We start from the raw sequence: 20630 nt of genomic DNA, 5'->3' as shown, positions 1-20630 counted from the left end.
TCACTGCCGGGTGGCGGTGGTGACGGCACCGTCGCTGTCGACCACGATCGCGAGGTCACCGCCGGTGTCGGTGCGCAGCACCTCGGCATCCTCCTGCTCGAGCGTCTCGACGACCCGCGGGGACGGGTGTCCGTAGTCGTTGTCGGCCCCCACGGACACCAGCGCGATCTCGGGATCCAGCGACGCCAGCCAGCCGAAGTCCTGGTGGGCGCTTCCGTGGTGCGGCACCTTCAGGACGTCGATGTCGAGGCCGGGCACCAACCGTGCGAGCTCGGCCTGCCCGGGCGGCTCCACGTCGCCGGTCAGCAGGATCCGTGTGCCGGCCACCTCCACGAGCAGCACCACGCTGGCGTCGTTGGCCGAGCTCCCGTCGCCCGCACCGCTGACCGGCACCGGGATGTCGGGGTGCAGGACCTGGAGCACGGCGGCGCCGTACCGCCGCGCGCTCGCGTACGACGCCGGTGCGACCGGGATCCGCGCCGCATCGGCGATCTGCTGGACCTGGCGGACCGCCTCGGGCGGGTCGAGGACCGGCGTGGTCTCGATCGCGGAGACGCGTCTCCCGCGCAAGACACCCTCGAGCCCGTCGACGTGGTCGGCGTGGAAGTGGGTGAGCACGACCAGCGGGATCCGCTCGATCGCCAAGCGGTCCAGGCAGCCGTCGATCGCGTCCGGGTCGGGTCCGGCGTCGATCACGATCGCGGTGTGCGGCGCGACGGACAGGACCAGCCCGTCGCCCTGCCCCACGTCGCAGGCGACCAGGACCCAGCCGTCCGGCGGCCAGCCGAACCCGGGACCCGACCAGATCCGGCCGGGCACGCCCAGCACCACCAGCAGCAGTCCGACGCCGAGAGCTGCGCCGAGCGCACGCCGACGCAGGATCCGCGGCAGGACGACAGCGATGACCACGCACACCCCGACCAGGCACGCGATGGCGAGCGCGCTGGTGCCCCAGCCGACGGTGGCCCCCGGGAGCCCGGCGCCGTGGCGCGCAACGGCGATGATCCAGCCGACACACCATCCCGCGCCCGTGCCGCACACCCGTCCCAGCCCGGGCACGACGAGGCCGACCAGGCCGCCGAGCAGACCCAGCACCGTGGCCGGACCCACCAGCGGTCCGGCCAGGAGGTTGGCCGCGATCGCGACCAGGCTCACCTGGCCGGACAGCACCGCGATGACCGGGGTGCACGCCAGTTGCGCGGCGGTCGGCACCGCGATCGCCTCGGCCAGCCCATGCGGCAGCCAGCGAGCCAGCGCCTCCGAGAGGGGTGGGCCGAGGAGCACGATGCCCGCCGTCGCCAGGACGGACAACGCGAAACCGGCCGACACGGCCAACGCTGGCTGCACGAGCACGAGGGTCGTGACAGCGACGCCGAGCGCGCGCAGGCCACGGCGGCGGCCGTCGGGACCGAACGCGAACAGTCCGACCGTGCCCATGGCGGCCGCCCGGAGCACGCTCGGCTCGGTGCGCGCGAGCAGGACGAAGCCGACGATCCCGGCCAGCCCGACGACCACCAGCCAGCGTCGTCGTACGCCGACGCTGCGGGCGAGCAGCAGCAGTGCGCCCACCACGAGGGTGAGGTTGGTTCCGCTGACGGCGGTGAGATGGGTGAGGCCGGTGACCTGGAAGTCCTCCTCGATCGCAGCAGGCAGCCCGGCGTCGTCGCCGTCGACGAGCGCCGGCACCAGACCGGCCTGATCAGCCGGACGGTGGGCAACGGCCTCCCGGATCGCGGCCCGCAGCGCCCCCGATGCCCGCCACCACACGTCCGGGCCACGGATCCGCACGGGCGGCCGGGCCCCGGTCAGCAGCGCCGCCTCCTCGGCCCGGTCCGACGGCGCCAGCCGGCCCCTGGCCACCACTCGCTCCCCCAGCGCCACCTCCGACCACGCCGGGTCGCCCAGCACCACGACCGTGCCCCCGAGCCGCTGTCGCACACCACGCGCGGTCACCCCCTCCACCCGCAGTCGTACGACGACCTGATCGCCCCATTGCCCCTCGACCCGACGCGGGTCGGAGACCACGGTGGCCTCCAGCTCGGCAGTGGCCCGGTCGGCGGCCCAGTGATGGAGCGGACTCGCGGAGACAGAGGTGTGCCGCAGCACGGTGCTGGCCACCACCGCCGCTGCCAGGAGCAGGGCAGCAGTGACCAACCGGGAGCCCCCGACCACTGCGGCAACGGTGGCGAGCGCCAGCGCGACCAGCAGCCAGACCGCCGAAGGTCCCATGCCGGCCGCTGCCACTCCGGCGCCCCAGGCCGAGGCGCCGAGGGCGGGCATCCGGAAGTCGTGGCGCGGCGGCTCCGGCTCGGCGCTCACCGCGGGGTCCACGGCGACCACCTAGGGTTCCACGGGTGAGCCGCTACTCGACGTCCGAACTGGCCCGTGGTGCCGGCGGTGCCCTGCTCGGCATCGCGGTGGCCGGCGCCACCGCGCGGGCGGTGCCCGGCGGACCGGAGCTGCTGCCGTTCATCGTGGCCCCGATGGGCGCCTGCGCGGTGCTGCTGTTCGCGGTGCCGGCGAGCCCGTTGGCCCAGCCGTGGCCGGTGGTCGGCGGCAACCTGATCTCGACGGCGGTCGGGCTGACGGCACACTGGCTGGTCGACGACGTGCTGCTCGCCGCAGCGGTCGGAGTCGGTGCGGCGATCGCCGTGATGATGCTGTTGAACTGCCTGCACCCGCCCGGCGGCGCGTGCGCCCTGCTCGCGGCGACCGCGACGCCGGTGATCCACGACCAGGGTCCCCTGTTCGTGCTCACGCCGGTGGCGGTCAACACGCTCGCGCTGCTCGTGATCGCCGTCGCGGTCAACAACCTGACCGGCCGCCGGTACCCCCACCGTCCGCCCGCGACCGCGCCAGCGACCGCCGCGAGCGAGCTCGGCATCACCACCCCCGACGTCGAGGAGGCGATGAAGCGCCTCGCCGACCGCCTCGACGTGCTCCCCGCCGACATCGTCGCCATCGTGCGCGACGCCGAGACCCACGCGCTCGACCGGCGGCTGGGATCGATCCCCGTGTCGCGGATCATGAACACCGACGTCGCGGTGGCCCATCCGTTCGAGTCGATCTACCGGGCTCGCGCGCTGATCGTGCAGCGCCAGGTCAAGACGCTCCCGGTCATCGACAGCGAGCGACGGGTGATCGGGGTGCTGTCGATCATCGACCTGTTCACCCGCGACCTGGTCGAGCTCGAGACGGTCGACTCGATCATGCGCCACGACGTCACGACGATCCCCGCGAGCACCCCTGTCGCCGATCTGGTGCCGATGATGACCTCGGAGGGCTACAAGAACGTGCCGGTCGTCGACGACGACGGACGCCTGGTCGGCATGATCACGCGCGGCGAGCTGATCGCAGTGCTGCACCGGGCCCTGCTCGGCGCCACCTGAGCGAGCCACCCCCTCACACCGTGACGAACGGCGCGAGCCGCTCCAGGGTCTTCTCCCCGATGCCGTCGACCTCGAGGAGCTCGTCGACGCTGGTGAATCCGCCTCGCTGGTCCCGCCACGCGATGATCGCCTGGGCCGTGACCGGCCCGACCTGGGGCAGCCCCTCCAGCTCGCCCTGGCTCGCGAGGTTGAGGTTGACCAACGGCCCGGCGGCTCCCGGCGCCGCCGCACCTCCTCCGCTCGGCACCGCAGCGGGTGCGGCACCGGGTGCCGCCCCGACCACGATCTGCTCCCCGTCGACGAGCACCCGGGCGAGGTTGAGGGACGACACGTCGACGCCCCGCTTGGCACCGCCCGCCGCCGACAGGGCATCGGTCACCCGCGCCCCCTTGTCGAGCACGACGATGCCGGGACGTCGTACCTTGCCGGCAACGTCGACCGTGACGGTGCCCGCAGCCACTCCTGGCGACGCGGTCGGGGAACCGGCGGCGAGCAACGGCTCCACCGCCTCTCCCGCGGCCACCGGTGGACCGGACTCGCCCACCGGCTGGTCCCGGGCCACCCACCACGTCGTGACGGCCAGTGCGACCGCGACCAGGACAGCGACCACGGCGACGTGTGCGGGGCCGAGCGTCGGCAGCCCGCGCGGCGCCAGCCGAGCCAAGGACATCACCCGAACCCGACGGCGTGCGGCGTGCCGACCCGGCACCGGCAGCGCAGGAGGAGGCGTCACCGGAGGGGAAGGAGGAGGCGGCTCCACCTCCGCCACGCGCGTGTGGTCGGCCCACCAGGTCTCGACAGGCTCGACCAGCGGGGACGGTTCCGTGTCAGCGGCCAGCCCGTCGGCGATCAACGCGAGTCGAGGATGCATGCCCGCACGGTAGGCAGGATTCGCCGACCTCCACGGGCGTCACGTCGCCGCCTGTGGAGAAGTCAGGAGCCACCGACCGCCTGTGGAGAGAAGGTGGCCGTCAGGTGAGCGGGGCGACGCAGACGGCGAGCATGCCGGGCCCCACGTGGGCGCCCAACACCCCGCCGAACTCCATCCGTCGCACCCGGCGTCCGTCCCGGGTCGGCACCAGCTGCTCACCGAGGCGCTCGGCCAGCCGCTCCGCGAGCGCCGCGGCGCGATCCTCGGCCTCGAGGTGGGCGACGCACAGCTCGACGAAGTGGTCGCCCGCAGCTTCCACGGCCATCGACTCCAGTCGCGCGATCGCCTTGCCCGACGTCCGGACCTTCGCACGGGGCGCGATCACGCCGTCGACGATGCCGAGCAGCGGCTTGACCGCGAGGGCACCACCGAAGACCGCGGCCGCGCCGCCGACGCGGCCGCCGCGGCGCAGGTACTCGAGGGTGTCGACGTAGAACAGCGAGGTGGCCGCTGCCGCACGCGTGCGGGCTGCTTCCGCAGCCGCGGTCACGGTGCCGCCGGCTGCAACCACGGCGGCCGCGGACTCGACGGCGTAGCCGGTGGCGATGCCGACCTGGCGCGTGTCGATGCAGGTCACCGGCACCGGGGACGTCCGTGCCGCGACGAGGGCCGACTCGAAGGTGCCGCTGACCTCCGCCGAGAGGTGCACGGAGAGGATCTCCGTCGCGCCGTCGGCGGCCAGCTTCGCGTAGAGGTCCGAGAACACGGCCGGCGGTGGCCGCGAGGTGCTGACGGCGCGCTTCTCACGCAGCGCCGTCGCCACCTTCGCAGGCGTCGCTTCGGGCGACCCCTCGTCGTACACCTCGTCATCGATGACGACCTGCAGGGGCACGACGGTGACCCCACAGGCCTCCTCGGCGCCGGGCTGCAGGTGCGCCGTCGAGTCGGTGACGATTGCTACGGACGAGCCCATCGGGTCACACCACGATGTTGACGAGCTTGGGCGCCCGGACGACGACCTTGCGGACCTCACGGCCGTCGATCGCCTTGATCACCGCTTCGTCCGCCAGCGCGAGGGCTTCGAGGTCGGCCTCGCTGATGTCCGGCGAGACCTCCAGGCGACCGCGGACCTTGCCCTGGATCTGGACGACCGCGGTGACCGAGTCCTCGACGAGCAGCGCCGGGTCGACGACGGGCCACGAGACCTGGGCGACCGACGGCTGGTGGCCGAGCCGGTCCCACATCTCCTCGGCCGTGTACGGCGCCACCAGGGACAGCAGGATCGCAACGGTCTCCGTCGCTTCGCGCACGGCCGGGTCGGCCGGGCCACAACCCGAGTCGATCGCCTTGCGGGTGGCGTTGACCAGCTCCATCACACGGGCGACGACCACGTTGAAGCGGTAGGACTCCAGCAGGTGGGTCGCGTCGTTGACGGTCTTGTGGGTGACCCTGCGCAGCGCGACGTCTCCGGTGCTGACGTCGACACCGGGATCGGAGGTCACGTCACCCGACAGGCGCCAGGCACGCTGCAGGAACTTGGCCGAACCGGCCGGCGAGACGTCGGCCCAGTCGATGTTGTCCTCGGGCGGGCTGGCGAACACCAGCGTCAGCCGAATCGCGTCGACACCGAACTCCTTGAGCTGGTCGCCGAGGTTGATGCCGTTGCCGAGCGACTTGCTCATCTTGCGGCCGGCGTTGATCACCTTGCCCTGCGAGAGGTACGCGGAGAACGGCTCGTCCCAGTCGACCAGGCCGATGTCGCGCAGCACCTTGGTGAAGAAGCGCGCGTAGAGCAGGTGCAGCACGGCGTGCTCGTCGCCACCGATGTAGAGGTCGATCGGACCCCACGCGTTGGCCAGCGTCGTGTCGAACGCCTGCGTCGCGTCGTGGGCCGAGATGTAGCGGAAGAAGTACCAGGACGAGTCGACGAACGTGTCCATCGTGTCGGTGTCGCGCAGGGCGGGACCGCCACAGGTCGGGCAGCTGACGTTGACCCAGTCGGTGGCCGCGCCGAGCGGCGAGGTGCCCTTCGGCTTCAGGTCGGCGCCACGCAGCTCGGGCAGCTCGACGGGCAGCTGGTCCTCGGGGACCGGCACCTCACCGTCGACCGGGCAGTGGATGATCGGGATCGGCGCGCCCCAGTAGCGCTGGCGCGACAGCAGCCAGTCACGCAGCCGGAAGTTCACGGTCCGCTCGCCGCGGCCCTTGGCCTCGAGCCAGTCGATGATCGCGGCCTTGGCCTCGGCGATCGCCAGGCCGTCGAGCGAGATCTCGTCGTTGGCGGAGTTGATCGCGGGACCGGTTCCGGTGAACGCGTCGCCCTCGAAGTCCTCGGGCGGCTGCACCGTGCGGATGATCGGCAGGTCGTACGCCGTCGCGAAGTCCCAGTCGCGCTGGTCCTGGCCGGGCACGGCCATGATCGCGCCGGTGCCGTAGTCGGCCAGCACGTAGTCCGAGGCCCACACCGGGAGCTCCCGGCCGTCAACCGGGTTGACCGCGTGGACACCGAGGAAGACACCGGTCTTGGGGCGGTCGGTGGCCAGGCGGTCGATGTCGGAAGCCTTGCGGATCCCGTCGAGGTAGGCCTCGTACGCCGCCCGGTTCTCGTCGGTCACCAGCGTGGCGGCCAGTGGCGCGTCGGCAGCCACCACCATGAAGGTCGCGCCGAACAGCGTGTCGGGGCGGGTCGTGAACACGTCGATCTCGTGGCCGGTGCCGACCACGGGGAACGTGACGTGGGCACCCTCGGAACGGCCGATCCAGTTGCACTGGGCGTTGACGACCTTGCCGATCCAGGTGTCCTGCAGCCCGTCGAGGCAGTCGTGGAGCTCCTGGGCGTACTGCGTCGTCCTGAAGTACCACTGCGTCAGCTCACGCTTGGTGACCTCGGCGCCGCAGCGCTCGCAGGTGCCGTCGGCCAGGACCTGCTCGTTGGCGAGCACGGTCTGGTCGTTGGGGCACCAGTTGACCGGGCTGTTCTTGCGATAGGCCAGCCCCTGCTCACGGAACTTCAGGAACAGCCACTGGGTCCACTTGTAGTACTCGGGGTCCGAGGTGTGCAGCCGACGGGACCAGTCGAAGCTGATGCCGTAGCGCTTCATCGACTCGAACTGGGTCTCGATGTTGGCGTAGGTGTACGTCGCCGGGTGCTCGTCGTTGCGGATCGCGGCGTTCTCGGCGGGCAGCCCGAAGGAGTCCCAGCCCATCGGGTTGAGCACCTCGTAGCCGCGGAACCGCCAGTAGCGGGAGATCACGTCGTGGAGCGCGAACACCTCGGCGTGACCCATGTGCAGGTCGCCGCTCGGGTACGGGAACATCGTCAGGGCGTAGCGCTTCTCACGCTCGCCGGACAGGACGGCTGCGTCGTCGGCGCGGAAGGGGTCGAGCTCTTCCCAGACCGGAAGCCACTTCTCCTCGACGGCATGGACGTCGTAGTGGACTTCTGGACTCACAGGGGAGGGCACGACCGTTTCACTCACGGCCAAAGGATAGTCGTCAGCGCGGGTGGCTCAGGCCACGGCCTCACCGGTCTGGACCCGCCACAGGGCGGCATAGCTGCCACCGAGCGCGACCAGCTCGTCATGGGTGCCCGCTTCAGCGACCCGGCCGCCGTCCACGACCCAGATCCGGTGGGCGTGCCGGACGGTCGAGAGCCGGTGCGCGACCACGATCGTGGTGCAGCGCTCCGCGGCCCGGCGCAGCGAGGACTGGATGGCCGCCTCGGTCTCGTTGTCCACCGCGCTGGTCGCCTCGTCGAGCACCAGGATCGCCGGATCCCGCAGCAGGGCGCGGGCCAGCGCGATCCGTTGCCGCTGGCCGCCGGACAGGGTGATGCCGCGCTCCCCCACCCAGGTGTCGTAGCCGGCGGCCAGCCCCTCGATGAAGTCCGCGACGGCAGCGGCGTCGGCCGCTTCGCGGATCTCGGCCGGCGTCGCACCCGGGCGGCCGTAGGCGATGTTCTCGCCGATGGTGCCCGAGAAGAGATAGACGTCCTGGGCGACGTACCCCATGGAGCCGCGCAGCGAGTCCCAGTCGAGGTCGCGCACGTCGGCACCGTCGAGGAGCACCTGGCCCTCCCGCGCGTCGTCGAAGCGCAGCACCAGGCGCAGCAGCGTGGACTTGCCGGCGCCGGTGGAACCGACGATGGCGTGCGTCTCGCCCGCAGGGACGACGAGGTCGATGCCGTGCAGGACGTCCGGCCCGTCGGCGTACCCCGCCCGGACGCCGCGCAGCTCGACCCGGCCGGCGACCGGCCCGGCGAGGGTCGCGGTCCCGGCCGGGACCGTCACGGGTTCGTTGAGCAGCGCGAGGATGCGGGCCGTCGACGCACGGCCGCGCTGGTAGAGGTCGAGCACCTCCGCGACGTCGGTCATCGGCCAGAGCAGGCGCTGCGTCATGAAGACCAGCACGGAGTAGAGCCCGATCTCCAGGTCCCCACGGAGGGTCGCCCAGCCGCCGAGGAGCAGGGTGCACGTGAAGCCGGCGAGGATTGCCATCCGGACCAGCGGCACGAAGGCAGCCGAGGACCGGATCGCGCGCACGTTGGCGTCGCGGTACGCCGCGGAGACGCCCTCGATCCGCTCGCGCTCGCGACCCTCGGCGGTGAAGGCCTTGATCGTGGCGATGCCGCCGAGGTTGGCGCTCAACGCACCCGACAGGTCCGCGACAGCCGCACGCACCCGGTCGTAGAGCGGCTCGAGGCGCTTCTGGAACAGCAGCGAACCCAGCACGATGACCGGGATCGGGAGGAACGCGTAGAGCAGCAACGACCACGACGCGATCGCGAACACCGCACCGACGAGCACGATGTTGAGGAAGGTCTGCAGGATCGCCGGGAAGCCGACGTCGAGGAACCGCTCCAGCTGGTTCACGTCGTCGTTGAGGGTCGCGAGCGTGGTGCCCTGCGGCCGCGACTCGTGCCAGCCCAGGTGCAGGTGCTGGGCGTGGTCGTAGGCGTCGACCCGCAGCTCGTGCTCGACGGTCTGCGCGAGGCCGCGCCAGAGCAGGCTGGCGACGTACTCAGACGCCGACTCGATCACCCACACGACCACGTTGAAGGCCGCGATCCAGGCGAGCTGCGCGTAGCGCGAATCGACGCCGAGGAGGTCGCCGACGAACGAGTCCGACCCGCGTACGACGACGTCGACCGCTGCTCCGATGAGCAGCTCGGGCATCACGTCGGCGACCTTGTTGATCGTCGACATCAGCACAGCGAGGAGGAACCGACCACGGAGTCGGTCGTAGCGGTTCCACAACGCGCGGAGCGGACGATCGATTGGCGCGGTGGACTGCACGGTGCTCCCGGGTTCGACAACTGGTTAGGCGAACCTTACCGACGGATCGGCCAGCGACCACGCCCGGTCCCTGCCCGAGCCAGCCGCTACCGTGACAGCATGACTGTCAACGACCTCTCCTCGATGTTCCGGCTCGACGGCAAGGTTGCCGTCGTCACCGGCGCCAGCTCCGGCCTGGGTGTCGACTTCGCGAAGGCACTGGCCGAGGCCGGCGCCGACGTCGCGATCGGCGCCCGCCGCGTCGAACGCCTCGCCGACACCGCCGCCCTGGTCGAGGCAGCCGGGCGTCGCGCGCTGAGCGTGGCGACCGACGTCGCCGACCCGGCGTCGTGCCAGGCCCTCGTCGACGCCGCGATGGCCGAGTTCGGCCGCGTCGACATCCTCATCAACAACGCCGGTGTCGGCACCGCCGTACCCGCCACCCGCGAGACGCCGGAGCAGTTCCGCGAGGTCATCGACATCAACCTCAACGGCAGCTACTGGATGGCCCAGGCCTGCGGTCGCGTGATGGGACCGGGCTCGAGCATCATCAACATCTCCTCGGTCCTCGGGCTCACCACCGCGGGCCTCCCCCAGGCCGCCTACGCCGCCTCCAAGGCCGCGATCATCGGGCTGACCCGCGACCTCGCGCAGCAGTGGACCGGGCGCAAGGGGATCCGCGTGAACGCGATCGCTCCGGGCTTCTTCCTCTCGGAGATGACCGACAGCTACCCGCCCGGCTACCTCGAGTCCCAGCAGGCGCGGATCCCCGCCGGACGCAAGGGCGACCCTCGGGAGCTCGCGGCAACGGCCGTCTTCCTGGCCTCCGACGCCGCCGGCTACATCACCGGCCAGACGCTCGCCGTCGACGGCGGGATGACCATCGCCTGATCACCGGGCCTACTTCACCGGGCCTACTTGACCGGGTGGTGGCTGGTGATCGAGATCCGGTTGAACGCGTTCATCGTGATCGCCACCCACGCGACCGCCGCATAGGCAGCGTCGCCGAGGACGGCGCGAGCCATGTCCTCGGCGTAGCGACGCTCGTCCGGCTCCGGCAGGCGCGTGATCGACTCCGCGAGGTGCAGGGCCGCGCGTTCCTGCTCGGTGAAGAGGCTGGTCTCCTCCCACGCGTCGAGCACCGCGAGGCGGCGCTCCGACTCTCCCGCCTCCAGCGCCATGCGGTGGTGGAGGTCGAGGCAGTAGGCGCACCCGTTGATCTGGGAGATGCGCATGTTGAGCAGCTCGATCAGCACCCGGGAGACGCCGGCCGCCTCGGCCGCAGCGCCCACCGCTCCGGAGAGCTCGACGGCTGCCTGGTAGGTCGCCGGCTGGGCCTTGTCGAGGAAGACCGACCTCATGCGGGCAGGTCGGTGATGTCGTCGTACTCGGGGTGCTTGGTGATCCACTTCGCGACATAGGGGCAGTGCGGGATGATCCGCATGTCCCGCGCCCGCACGTCGGCGAGGGCGAAGGCCACCAGCTCGCCGGCCAGTCCACGGCCGCCGTACGCGTCGTCGACCTCGGTGTGCACGAAGTCCACGTGGACGTCGTCCGGCAGCCGGTACTGCGTGAAGCCCACGAGCGTCTCGCCGTCGCGGATCTCGTAGCGGTGCCGCTCGGGGGCGTGGACGTAGTCGATGCCGCTGTTGTCGGGCGCGTCACTCATGGGTTCATCCTGCCGGGCTGGTGCTGAAAACGCACGAAGGCCGCCCCGATCGGGGCGGCCTCGTGCTGGTGTCGGATCAGTGCTGGATCAGCGCACGTCGAACCGGTCCGCGTCCATGACCTTGGTCCAGGCAGCGACGAAGTCGGTGGCGAACTTCTCCTTGGCGTCGTCACTGGCGTAGACCTCGGCCAGGGCACGCAGCTGCGAGTTGGAACCGAAGATCAGGTCCGCCGCGGTCGCGGTCCACCGCACGTCGCCGGTGGCGGCGTCGCGGATCTCGTAGACGTGCTCCTCGGTCTCCGAGGCCTTGACCACGGCGCCGGGGGCGAGCAGGTTCACGAAGAAGTCGGTCGACAGGACGCCCGGCTTCTCGGTGAGCACGCCGTGCGTCGAGCCCGCCGCGTTCGTGCCGAGGGTGCGGAGCCCACCGAGGAGCACCGTGGCCTCCGGCGCGGACAGGCCGAGCATGTACGCACGGTCCAGCAGCAGCGTCTCCAGCGGGAGCTTCTCACCGGGGCGTACGTAGTTGCGGAACCCGTCAGCACGCGGCTCGAGCACTGCGAACGACTCCGCGTCGGTCTGCTCCTGGGTGGCGTCGGTACGGCCCGGCGTGAACGGCACGGTCACGTCGAAGCCACCGTCGCGGGCGGCCTTCTCGACCCCGGCCGAACCGGCCAGCACGATCAGGTCGGCCAGCGAGACCTTCTTCTCACCCTGGGCGTCGAACTCGGCCTTGAGCTTCTCCAGGGTCCCGAGCACCGTGGCGAGCTGGTCGGGCTGGTTGACCTCCCAGCCGTTCTGCGGCGCGAGGCGGATCCGGGCACCGTTGGCGCCACCACGCTTGTCGGTGCTGCGGAACGTCGCGGCCGAGGCCCACGCGGTGGAGACGAGCTGAGAGACGCTGAGGCCGGACTCGAGGACCTTCGCCTTGAGTGCGGCGACGTCCGCGTCGTCGACCAGCGGGTGGTCGGCGGCCGGGACCGGGTCCTGCCACAGCTGCGGCTCGGGCACCCAGGGGCCGAGGTAGCGCGAGACCGGGCCCATGTCGCGGTGCAGCAGCTTGTACCAGGCCTTCGCGAAGGCCAGCGCGAACTCGTCGGGGTTCTCCAGGAAGCGGCGCGAGATCTTCTCGTACGCCGGGTCGAACCGCAGCGCGAGGTCGCTGGTCAGCATCGTCGGCAGCTTGTTGGGGCCGCCGTGGGCATCCGGGATGATCGCCTCGGCGTCCTTCGCCACCCACTGCTTGGCTCCGGCAGGGCTCTCGGTGAGCTCCCACTCGAAGCCGAAGAGGATCTCGAAGAACCGGTTGCTCCACTGCGTGGGCTTGTCGGTCCAGGTGACCTCCAGGCCCGAGGTGATCGCGTCGCCACCCTTGCCCGTGCCGTAGCTGCTCTTCCAGCCCAGGCCCTGCTCCTCGATCGGTGCGGCCTCCGGCTCCGGACCGACGAGCGCGGCATCACCGGCACCGTGGGTCTTGCCGAACGTGTGGCCGCCGGCGATCAGTGCGACGGTCTCCTCGTCGTTCATCGCCATCCGGGCGAACGTGTCGCGGATGTCGCGCGCCGACGCGAGCGGGTCGGGGTTGCCGTTGGGGCCCTCCGGGTTGACGTAGATCAGGCCCATCTGGACAGCGCCGAGCGGGTCGGACAGGTCGCGGTCGCCGCTGTAGCGCTCGTCGCCGAGCCAGGTGTCCTCCGAGCCCCAGTAGATCTCCTCGGGCTCCCAGACGTCGACGCGACCGAAGGCGAAGCCGAAGGTCTTGAAGCCCATCGACTCCAGCGCGACGTTGCCGGCCAGCACGAGCAGGTCGGCCCACGAGATCTTCTGGCCGTACTTCTGCTTCACCGGCCACAGCAGGCGGCGGGCCTTGTCGAGGTTGCCGTTGTCGGGCCAGCTGTTCAGCGGGGCGAAACGCTGCCCACCGTCACCGGCTCCACCACGACCGTCGTAGATGCGGTAGGTGCCCGCCGCGTGCCAGCTGAGCCGGATCATCAGGCCGCCGTAGTGGCCGAAGTCAGCGGGCCACCAGTCCTGCGAGGTGGTCAGGACGTCGGTGACGTCCTGCTTGAGCGCCTCGAGGTCGAGAGTGGCAACCGCAGCCGCGTAGTCGAAGTCCGCACCCAGCGGGTTCGATGCCGGCGCGTGCGCATGCAGCACCGACAGGTCCAGCTGGTTGGGCCACCAGTCCTTGTTGGAACGCGGACGGTGCCCCTTCGGCTCCGGTGCGTCCAGAGCGGGGTTCTCGCTCTCGCTGCCGTCATGGGCGACGGGGCAGCCTGCCTGGTTCTCGGACATGCTCAACCTTTCGGGGGTGTTCGGTCAGGTGTGGGAGGAACAGTCGGGGCAGGTGCCCCAGTAGATGACCTCGGCCTCGTCGATGACGAAGCCGTGGGAGTCAGAGGCCGTCAGGCACGGCACGTGACCGACGGCGCAGTCGACGTCGGCGATCGATCCACAGGACCGGCACACGACGTGGTGATGGTTGTCGGCAGTGCGGGTCTCGTAGCGCGCCACCGAACCGGCCGGCTTGATCCGGCGCACGAGTCCGGCCTCGCTGAGGGTGTGCAACGAGTCGTAGACCGCCTGGTGCGACACGTCGGGAACCAGCAGCCGGGATGCAGCGATCACGGCTTCGGTGTCGGCGTGCGGATGGGCGTGGACGGCCTGCAGCACGGCCAGCCGCGGCTGGGTGACCCGGAGCGCGACGTCCCGCAGCTGCTGCTGGAAGTCCGCCTGGATGTCACGCTCGGTCACGTCGACCATCCTGCCACTAATCTTGAATGAGTCAAGACTGGATTCGGCGAGTCCCCCCGCACGTCGTGTTGGTGCGGAGCCGATAGCGTCACGCCATGGCACACCAGATGAGGGTTCGACGCACCTTCGCCCGCGGCGCACTTCGTACGACGAGGTGGCGCCTCGTGGGCGAGGTACCCCAGACCGGGATCCTCGTGGGCGCTCCGCACACCTCGAACTGGGACTGGGTGGCCATGCTCCTGATCGCCTGGTCGAACGGCCGCAGCCCCCAGGTCCTGATCAAGGAGAGCTTCTTCAAGGGACCGATCGGGTGGCTCATGCGCAAGACCGGCGGCATCCCGCTGGACCGCAAGAACCCCGGCGCCACCATCCGGGCGCTGCTCGAGGAGGCCCAGGGAGACGACCCCTTCCTGCTCGTCATCGCTGCCGAAGGCACCCGCGGCAAGGGCGAGTACTGGAAGCCCGGCTTCTACCGGATCTCCCAGCAGACCGGGCTGCCGATCACGCTGGGCTTCGTCGACTCCCCCACCCGGACCCTCGGCATGGGCCCGACCTTCAGCCCGTCCGACGACATCGTCAAGGACATGGACTTCGTGCGGGCCTTCTACGCCGACAAGATGGGCGTCCGCCCGGAGAACCGCACCGAGCCGCGACTCCGCGAGGAGAACGCCAGGGAGTGACCAGTCGGGCCTTGAGGCCCCGTGTCACCCTTTGCCCCATGTTCGAGGCCATCGGGTACGTCGGCGCCGTGGGCTCCGCCAGCATGTGGGCCCCGCAGGCTGCTCGGGTGGTCCGGCTGCGTCACGACGTCACGGCACTCGCGGGGATCAGCGCGTCGGCGTACGCGATCGCGGTGGTTTTCAACGCCCTGCTGGTGGTCTACGGAAGCCATGCCCACGCACTGCCAGTGGTGGTGGCCGGTGTGACCAACCTGGCCTGCGCGACCCTCATCTTCGGCATGCTCCAGCGGTCGAGACGGAGAGCCGCGTGAGCCTTGCCCTCGGGTGGCTGGTCGGCGTCATCGACGTCGCACAGTTCCTGCCCCATGCCCGCCACACCATCGACAAGCGCCACGACGCGCAGGCGATGAGCGGCTTGAGCGTGTGGACCTGGACCATCGCGACGGTTCAGGGCGTCGCCTGGATCGTGTACGGCGCCGCGAACGGCCTGATGCCGATCCTGCTGCCCAACCTGGTGATCACCCCGGTCTGCGCGGCGATCCTCGCGCTGCGACTGGCCAGCGGCCGCCGCTCTGAGCCGCCGGACCCATCTGCTCAGGAGCGCAACCCGTCCGGCCGATGAGGTCAGTGCGCAGGGCCCGCTGCGCACCCAGGGACGGGACGCGCGATGACGCCACGATGGACCTTCGCTTCCGGCTGCCTGGCAGTGGCCATTGCCGCCGGCGGTAGCCAGTGGACGCTTGCCCGGGACGACGCGCCAGTCGCCCAGGTCCGCAGTGCACCCGTTGCCACCCACCAGGCACTGGCACCTGCCACGGCGGCGGGCGGGAACCTCTCAGCGACGATTCCGCGCGCCGTCGTGATCCGTCTGGACACCCACGGGCGTCCAGTCTCGGTGATGACCAACACGGGCGCCCGACCCGTCGGCGACGAGGAGATTCACGCGTCGCGCCAGGGCGCGCAGGTCGCCGTGTCGAACGGCCTCCTGCAACGGATCAGGACTCACGTCTTCGAGGGCGACTGGTCCAGACCGGGCGAATGGCACGCCTGGTGACGGCGACGCCGGGGGCCTGACCGGCGTACTGTGCGGAAGGTCGTCCCGGAGTCCAGCAGGAGGTCCCTCGTGAGTTGGTTGCGTCAGTCAGCAGTGGTGTCGGTGGGTGCGTTGTCGTTGGTCGGAGCCCTGGTCGCGACCGGGCCGGCCGAAGCGGACAAGGGCGGCAGCAACAGCGACACCGGCACGGGCCGCATCTTCATGGTCAACCCCGTCCAGTCGAGCAACGACCAGGGACTGACCGACCAGAAGGACTCCGCGGCCGCTGTACCGGACAGCGCGTACGCCGACGCGCAGCTGCGCAACCTCGACGGCTCGGGCTACCTGCGCGGTGCGTGGGTCACGGTGGAGTCGAGCACCGGCACGCCCGCCTTCAGCCGCACCAACACGTTCCGCTACGACCGTTCGCAGGACCAGTTCGAGCAGGTGATGGCGTACTTCTGGGTCAACCAGGCGCAGGAGTACCTGCAGTCCCTCGGCTTCGACAACATCCTCCACGCGCCGTTCTCCGTGAAGATCAACCAGTACGGCGGCGACAACAGCTACCAGACCGACAAGCCCTTCCGGGTGCGGTTGGGCAAGGGCGGGGTCGACGACGCCGAGGACGCCGAGGTGATCGTCCACGAGTACGGCCACGCGGTTCACCAGTCGCAGGTCCCCGGCTACGGCCAGAGCCTCGAGGCCGGTTCGATCGGTGAGTCCTTCGGCGACTACCTCGCGGTGACCGTCGGGCTCGACGCGGCCGACGCCAATGGCTGGCCGGTCGCGGCTGACCCGTCGTGCCCGATGGACTGGGACGCGACGTCGTACACGAACGCGCCGCACTGCATCCGCAGCTTCCACACGAACCTGACCGTTGCCGACAAGACCGACCAGGTCCACCACGACGGACAGATCTGGTCCCAGGCGCTGTGGGAGATCCGCAACGACTACGTGACGCTCGGCGGCACGACGCGCGACTGGGACCGGACGCTGATCGCCTCGCAGTTCGACTACGCGCCCGACACGTCCTTCTCAGCCGCTGCGGCCACGACGTACGCCGAAGCGCTGGCCGACGGCCCCGCGTTCGCCGCCGCCGTCAAGAGCCGGTTCGCCGCTCGCGGCATCACGTTCTGAGCGGAGTCCCCACCCGAGTCCGCACAGGATTACCGCTATCGCGGTCAGCACGTAGAGGTTGCCGGAGAGCCCCTGCCAGAGGTTCCAGTCGTACTCGACGCCGTTGCGGAACGGTGCCCACCAGATCGCGCGTGAGGCCGCGACGACGACCACGGCGCCCGCGACCACGCGGGCCCGCGGAAGGTCGCTGAGCCACAGCGCCAGCGTGAGGGGCACGAACCAGACCCAGTGGTGGTCCCAGGAGATCGGCGAAGCGAGCACCATGCCGAGGGTGGCCATGGCCACGGCCAGTGCCGCCGCCCGGGTCGCAGGACGTCGGCCAGGATCGCGGCCATCAGGAAGAGGTTGACCTGGCCGTAGGACAGGGTCGACCAGACGGGCTGGCTCAGCAGCGCGACGGCCGTCACGATCGGCACGACCAGGGCTGGGTACGTCGCCCCGCAAGCCTTGAGCGTCGCGTTGATGACCCACGCCAGCACGAGCACGCACGCAGCCGACCAGAGCCCGGCCGTGAACCACAACGGCATTACTGACACCGGCAGCATCAGCACCGCGGCGAACGGCGGGTAGGTGAACGGCAGGTCGGCGACATGGAAGCGGACGTCGTAGAGGTCGCCCCGGAACAGGGCGCTCGCGCCGAGCTCGTAGACCCGCAGGTCGATGAACCACTCCCAGCGCCAGGCAAGCAGCGCGCACCACAGCCCGACGCAAGTGGCGAGCGCCGCGACGAGGCGGCCGGCGGTCCGGGGAGAGTCCACCTGCCCGAGGCTAGGTGGGTTCCGGCCCCCGTCCGGCCTCGCGGAGGTCGACGTAGCGAGACTTCATCCGGAGGTCACCGCTGCGTCACCCGCTGGGTCCTAGCCGAGCGCACCGAGGATGGGCTGCGACTCGATCAGCCCCTCGTCGCTGGGTGCCAGGTGGTCGTCGAACACGCGCGCATGCTGACGAACCCGGAGCTCGAGGTGCGCCTCTGCGGGCTTGAGGTAGCCGTAGCGCTCTCGCGCCTCGGCAGGTGTGAGCACCACCGGGTTCACGGGCGGGATTCCCTGCCAGTACGGCTCGACGATCGGCAGGGTCTTCGGCGCCAGCATGCCGAGGATCCATCGCTGCAGCGGTCGGCTCCGGTGGAGGACTGCCATCATCACCCGCAGGACCAGGGTGACCAGGACGTCCGTGACGCGCGACTGCCGGATGTCGGCGAGCCGGCGCATGTGTCGCGGCAGGGTCGCGATCGTCCCCTTGCGGAGCAACCAGTTCGCCACGGGTCGACTCAGCCCGACCAGTCCCCCGCGCGGGACGACCTCGTTCGCGCCATTCAGCAGGTGGTGCATCATCCGCTGGGTGGCCTCGCTGGCGGCCAGCTTCGGGCGCCATGCCTCGAAGTAGGCCCGGACCTCCTCCCGCGAGCGGGGGACCGCCGTCGGGTCGCAGGTCTGGAACTCCGCCGCGATGGCGCACTCGGCCCAGAACTCCTCGACCTCGGCGTCGCTGAGCTTGCCGGGACCGAACATCTCGTAGGCGGTGAGCACCGAGTGCCAGCCCGTGACCAGGATCCACAGCTGGGAGTCCGGGTCGTTGGCGTCGTACCGGTTGCCGCTGACCGGCTCGATGCCGATGGCCTTGGAGTGGATCTTGACGAGGACGTCGGCCATCTTCGAGACGCTGCGGCTGTCGGCGAACGCGACCGCGGCGAAGTACTGGACCGTCCGGGCGTAGCGGGTGTCGAGCCGGTCGTAGTTCGCACCGGTGTTGTGCACAGCGGCGAGGAGGTTGGGGTCGAGCTCCTCGATCGTGACGGCACGAACGATGCCCATCAGCGGCGTCGTGGGGTGGCCCCACACCTTCCGGGTGACCGAGTCCGGGCCGAAGAACCCGTAGTCCTCGTGGGGCGTGATCTCGCGGCTGGCCTTGTGCTTCGTCATGGGAGTCCTCACGGGTTCATCGAGTAGGTGCCGGCAGTGGCACGAGCGTCGGCCCACACCCGCTCGGAGCGCCCGGCATCGAAGGCGGGACGACGCTGGATCGCGTTGGCACCCTTCACCTGGGCGTTGGTCAGCGACGGTTTCCGGGTCAGCGTCAGCGCATGGGCAGAAACGTCACCGACCAGCACCTCGAAGATGCTGTCGACCAGGTCGTCGTCGATGCTCGAGATCCTGGACTGCTGGAGGATGAGGTCGCCGTACGCGACGGTGGTGAAGATGTCCCCCACGACCAGCAGCAGGTCGAGGTCGCGCATCTGCTCTTTGCTCAGCGGCGTCGTGCCCAGCAGCGCCTGGAACGCGTCGACCTGTTCCAGCAACAGCTTCACGTTCGGCAGGTGCGCCCACTCGGCGTACACCGCACGCCAGTCGTGGAAGACGACCTTGCTCAGGCCCGCGGTCGGCCCCTGGTTCCACAGGTACGTGTCGTCCGCGGTGTCGCGGCGACGTGGGGGCAGCTCGGGCGAGGCCGCTGCGAGCCGGGCACCGATCGGCTTGGCGGCACGGATCGCGGCACGCGCGGCCTTGAACGCCGGGGTGAACGCTGCGTCGGGAACCTTGCCGGCCTTTCCGCGGACCGCGAGCAGCGCCAGGCTCGCGTCGGTCGGGCTGAAGATGTAGCCCTGCAGGAACTTCAGGGACAGCGCCATGTTGAGGTGGACGGTGCCCTCGAGGCGGGGCAGGCCCATCATCGCGATCGCGCCGACCGGGTAGTACATGTCGTTCTCGAAGCCGCGAGCGGCGATGCAGTCGGCGATGAGCTCGTAGATGTGGGCGCCCTGACGGCTGACGGTCATCTTCTCGATGGCGTCGAAGAGCAGGTAGCGGCGGTCGTCGGCAGCGGCGGAGCGCATGTAGTCGACGGCTCGTTCCGAGTAGAGGTCCATCGCCTGCAGGCGGACCCAGCTCTCGGTGAAGTTGGCACGCACCTGCGCGAAGTCGGTGACCTTGGTGTCGAAGAGCACCCGGTTGTCGGCGTGGGTGAGGCCTTCGTGCCAGATGTGCTGGGTGGCACCGACGGCACCGAAGCCGATGTTGAACTTGCCCACATTGACGGTGTTGATCGCCGCGTCGAAGGCCTCGGAACCGACGTGGATGATGTCCTCCTCGCGGACCGGGTAGTCCTCGAGGTCGAAGGCAGCGACGTAGATCTGCGAGTTGACGACGTTCTTGCGGAGCTTGTACGCCTTGTGCTTGCTGTCGGCGACGAAGAAGACGTAGCCGTCCTGGGTCTTCGGACCGGTCGACAGGCCCTCGACGCGGCCGAAGACCGACACCATGCCGGCCTTGTTGCCGTTGCCGATGTAGTACTTTCCGCCGTTGGCCCGGTAGCCGCCCTTGCCGTCCGGGGTGAGCACCATGTCGGAGGTGTAGACGTCGGCGCCGTGGTCGCGCTCCGACAGGCCGAACGCGAAGATCTCGCCGTCGTCGAGCAGTTGGGCTGCCCTGCGCTTGACCGCCTCGTTGCCGCTCTGCCAGATCGGCCCCAGGCCGAGGATCGTGACCTGCCAGACGTACCAGTACGACATGCCGTAGAAGCCGAGGATCTGGCTGTACTTGGTGACGCGGGCCTCGTCCCACCGCTTGTTCGGGTCACCCTCGGCCTGCGCCGACGGGGTCAGCAGGGTCGCGAAGACCTTCTCCTTCTTCTGGAAGTCGAGGAACTCGTCGAACCAGACCCGGTCGCGGTCCTGCTGGAGCAGCCACCCCTTGCCCTTGCCTTCGAAGAAGGCGATGGTCGCCTCGAAGATCCGCTGCGTCTCCGCATCGAACTCGCTGAAGTCGGGCTTGTGCGGGTTGAACAGGCTCATCAGAAATCTCTCCGTCCGGGAAGGGGCGGAGCCA

General features: G+C 70.3%; 19 protein-coding genes. 7 read left to right on the top strand and 12 right to left on the bottom strand.

The window, feature by feature from the left end; all coding sequences use genetic code 11:
• Positions 1-2331, bottom strand: coding sequence for a ComEC/Rec2 family competence protein (locus ASD84_RS20625; RefSeq protein WP_235531213.1), 2331 nt, complete (start codon positions 2329-2331; stop codon positions 1-3).
• Between the two features lie 23 nt (positions 2332-2354).
• Here ASD84_RS20625 and ASD84_RS20620 point away from each other — a divergent pair, with 23 nt between their 5' ends.
• Positions 2355-3389 carry an HPP family protein gene (locus ASD84_RS20620; RefSeq protein WP_056714600.1) on the top strand — a complete coding sequence of 345 codons (1035 nt, stop codon included), beginning with the start codon at positions 2355-2357 and terminating at the stop codon, positions 3387-3389.
• A gap of 13 nt (positions 3390-3402) precedes the next feature.
• Here the strand turns inward: ASD84_RS20620 and ASD84_RS20615 are convergent, their stop codons facing one another.
• From ASD84_RS20615 to ASD84_RS20600, 4 genes are all read right to left on the bottom strand, one after another.
• Positions 3403-4260, bottom strand: coding sequence for a helix-hairpin-helix domain-containing protein (locus tag ASD84_RS20615; protein ID WP_082574036.1), 858 nt, complete (start codon positions 4258-4260; stop codon positions 3403-3405).
• A 100-nt stretch (positions 4261-4360) separates the two neighbouring features.
• Entirely contained in the window at positions 4361-5233 is an 873-nt protein-coding gene (locus ASD84_RS20610; protein WP_056714597.1) for a DegV family protein, read from the bottom strand.
• Positions 5234-5237: 4 nt separating this feature from the next.
• Complete coding sequence (gene leuS, locus ASD84_RS20605; protein ID WP_200954687.1) at positions 5238-7724, bottom strand: leucine--tRNA ligase; 2487 nt, start codon at positions 7722-7724, stop codon at positions 5238-5240.
• 45 nt (positions 7725-7769) lie between these two features.
• Positions 7770-9554 (bottom strand): ABC transporter ATP-binding protein, encoded by a 1785-nt coding sequence (locus ASD84_RS20600; protein WP_056714595.1) that lies wholly within the window; start codon positions 9552-9554, stop codon positions 7770-7772.
• Positions 9555-9653: 99 nt separating this feature from the next.
• On the opposite strand from ASD84_RS20600, the gene ASD84_RS20595 reads away from it, so the two are divergent.
• Positions 9654-10424 (top strand): SDR family NAD(P)-dependent oxidoreductase, encoded by a 771-nt coding sequence (locus ASD84_RS20595; protein ID WP_056714593.1) that lies wholly within the window; start codon positions 9654-9656, stop codon positions 10422-10424.
• 23 nt (positions 10425-10447) lie between these two features.
• Here the strand turns inward: ASD84_RS20595 and ASD84_RS20590 are convergent, their stop codons facing one another.
• The 4 genes from ASD84_RS20590 to ASD84_RS20575 all read right to left on the bottom strand — a co-directional run bounded on the left by ASD84_RS20590 (position 10448) and on the right by ASD84_RS20575 (position 13956).
• Positions 10448-10894, bottom strand: coding sequence for a carboxymuconolactone decarboxylase family protein (locus tag ASD84_RS20590; RefSeq protein ID WP_056714588.1), 447 nt, complete (start codon positions 10892-10894; stop codon positions 10448-10450).
• Positions 10891-11202, bottom strand: coding sequence for a GNAT family N-acetyltransferase (locus ASD84_RS20585; protein WP_056714585.1), 312 nt, complete (start codon positions 11200-11202; stop codon positions 10891-10893). The genes ASD84_RS20590 and ASD84_RS20585 overlap by 4 nt, the downstream gene beginning before the upstream one ends.
• 87 nt (positions 11203-11289) lie before the next feature.
• A complete protein-coding gene (katG, locus tag ASD84_RS20580) occupies positions 11290-13497 on the bottom strand; it encodes a catalase/peroxidase HPI (protein ID WP_056714582.1) in 2208 nt (735 codons plus the stop codon).
• Between the two features lie 24 nt (positions 13498-13521).
• Positions 13522-13956, bottom strand: a complete 435-nt coding sequence (locus ASD84_RS20575; RefSeq protein ID WP_321164046.1) for a Fur family transcriptional regulator — start codon at positions 13954-13956, stop codon at positions 13522-13524.
• Positions 13957-14051: 95 nt separating this feature from the next.
• On the opposite strand from ASD84_RS20575, the gene ASD84_RS20570 reads away from it, so the two are divergent.
• From ASD84_RS20570 to ASD84_RS20550, 5 genes are all read left to right on the top strand, one after another.
• Positions 14052-14636: a 1-acyl-sn-glycerol-3-phosphate acyltransferase gene (locus ASD84_RS20570; RefSeq protein ID WP_056714575.1), complete on the top strand. Its 585-nt coding sequence runs from the start codon at positions 14052-14054 to the stop codon at positions 14634-14636.
• A gap of 38 nt (positions 14637-14674) precedes the next feature.
• Positions 14675-14947, top strand: coding sequence for a hypothetical protein (locus ASD84_RS20565; protein WP_056714573.1), 273 nt, complete (start codon positions 14675-14677; stop codon positions 14945-14947).
• Positions 14944-15258, top strand: a complete 315-nt coding sequence (locus ASD84_RS20560) for a hypothetical protein (RefSeq protein ID WP_056714571.1) — start codon at positions 14944-14946, stop codon at positions 15256-15258. The genes ASD84_RS20565 and ASD84_RS20560 overlap by 4 nt, the downstream gene beginning before the upstream one ends.
• Positions 15259-15303: 45 nt before the next feature.
• Positions 15304-15690 (top strand): hypothetical protein, encoded by a 387-nt coding sequence (locus ASD84_RS20555; RefSeq protein ID WP_156392222.1) that lies wholly within the window; start codon positions 15304-15306, stop codon positions 15688-15690.
• Between the two features lie 69 nt (positions 15691-15759).
• Positions 15760-16806, top strand: coding sequence for a M36 family metallopeptidase (locus ASD84_RS20550; protein WP_235531214.1), 1047 nt, complete (start codon positions 15760-15762; stop codon positions 16804-16806).
• Positions 16807-16850: 44 nt separating this feature from the next.
• On the opposite strand, the gene ASD84_RS24880 is transcribed toward ASD84_RS20550, so the two are convergent.
• The 3 genes from ASD84_RS24880 to ASD84_RS20535 all read right to left on the bottom strand — a co-directional run bounded on the left by ASD84_RS24880 (position 16851) and on the right by ASD84_RS20535 (position 20596).
• Positions 16851-17564, bottom strand: coding sequence for a glycosyltransferase 87 family protein (locus ASD84_RS24880; protein ID WP_056914088.1), 714 nt, complete (start codon positions 17562-17564; stop codon positions 16851-16853).
• A 99-nt stretch (positions 17565-17663) separates the two neighbouring features.
• Positions 17664-18728 (bottom strand): oxygenase MpaB family protein, encoded by a 1065-nt coding sequence (locus ASD84_RS20540; protein ID WP_056714563.1) that lies wholly within the window; start codon positions 18726-18728, stop codon positions 17664-17666.
• Positions 18729-18736: 8 nt separating this feature from the next.
• Complete coding sequence (locus ASD84_RS20535; RefSeq protein ID WP_056714560.1) at positions 18737-20596, bottom strand: acyl-CoA dehydrogenase family protein; 1860 nt, start codon at positions 20594-20596, stop codon at positions 18737-18739.
• Positions 20597-20630 lie beyond the last annotated feature (34 nt).

The organism is Nocardioides sp. Root682 (assembly GCF_001427795.1).
Classification (GTDB): Bacteria; Actinomycetota; Actinomycetes; order Propionibacteriales; family Nocardioidaceae; genus Nocardioides.
Note: the sequence above shows the minus strand (reverse complement) of the source record. Positions and strands in the feature narration are given on the sequence as shown.

Excerpts from the sequence above, each read along its gene's own strand:
- ASD84_RS20615 (WP_082574036.1), bottom strand. The coding sequence starts at position 4,260 with ATGCATCCTCGACTCGCGTTGATCGCCGACGGGCTGGCCGCTGACACG.
- ASD84_RS20610 (WP_056714597.1), bottom strand. The coding sequence starts at position 5,233 with ATGGGCTCGTCCGTAGCAATCGTCACCGACTCGACGGCGCACCTGCAG.
- ASD84_RS20595 (WP_056714593.1), top strand. The coding sequence starts at position 9,654 with ATGACTGTCAACGACCTCTCCTCGATGTTCCGGCTCGACGGCAAGGTT.
- ASD84_RS20590 (WP_056714588.1), bottom strand. The coding sequence starts at position 10,894 with ATGAGGTCGGTCTTCCTCGACAAGGCCCAGCCGGCGACCTACCAGGCA.
- ASD84_RS20585 (WP_056714585.1), bottom strand. The coding sequence starts at position 11,202 with ATGAGTGACGCGCCCGACAACAGCGGCATCGACTACGTCCACGCCCCC.
- katG (WP_056714582.1), bottom strand. The coding sequence starts at position 13,497 with ATGTCCGAGAACCAGGCAGGCTGCCCCGTCGCCCATGACGGCAGCGAG.
- ASD84_RS20570 (WP_056714575.1), top strand. The coding sequence starts at position 14,052 with ATGGCACACCAGATGAGGGTTCGACGCACCTTCGCCCGCGGCGCACTT.
- ASD84_RS20565 (WP_056714573.1), top strand. The coding sequence starts at position 14,675 with ATGTTCGAGGCCATCGGGTACGTCGGCGCCGTGGGCTCCGCCAGCATG.
- ASD84_RS20555 (WP_156392222.1), top strand. The coding sequence starts at position 15,304 with ATGACGCCACGATGGACCTTCGCTTCCGGCTGCCTGGCAGTGGCCATT.
- ASD84_RS20540 (WP_056714563.1), bottom strand. The coding sequence starts at position 18,728 with ATGACGAAGCACAAGGCCAGCCGCGAGATCACGCCCCACGAGGACTAC.
- ASD84_RS20535 (WP_056714560.1), bottom strand. The coding sequence starts at position 20,596 with ATGAGCCTGTTCAACCCGCACAAGCCCGACTTCAGCGAGTTCGATGCG.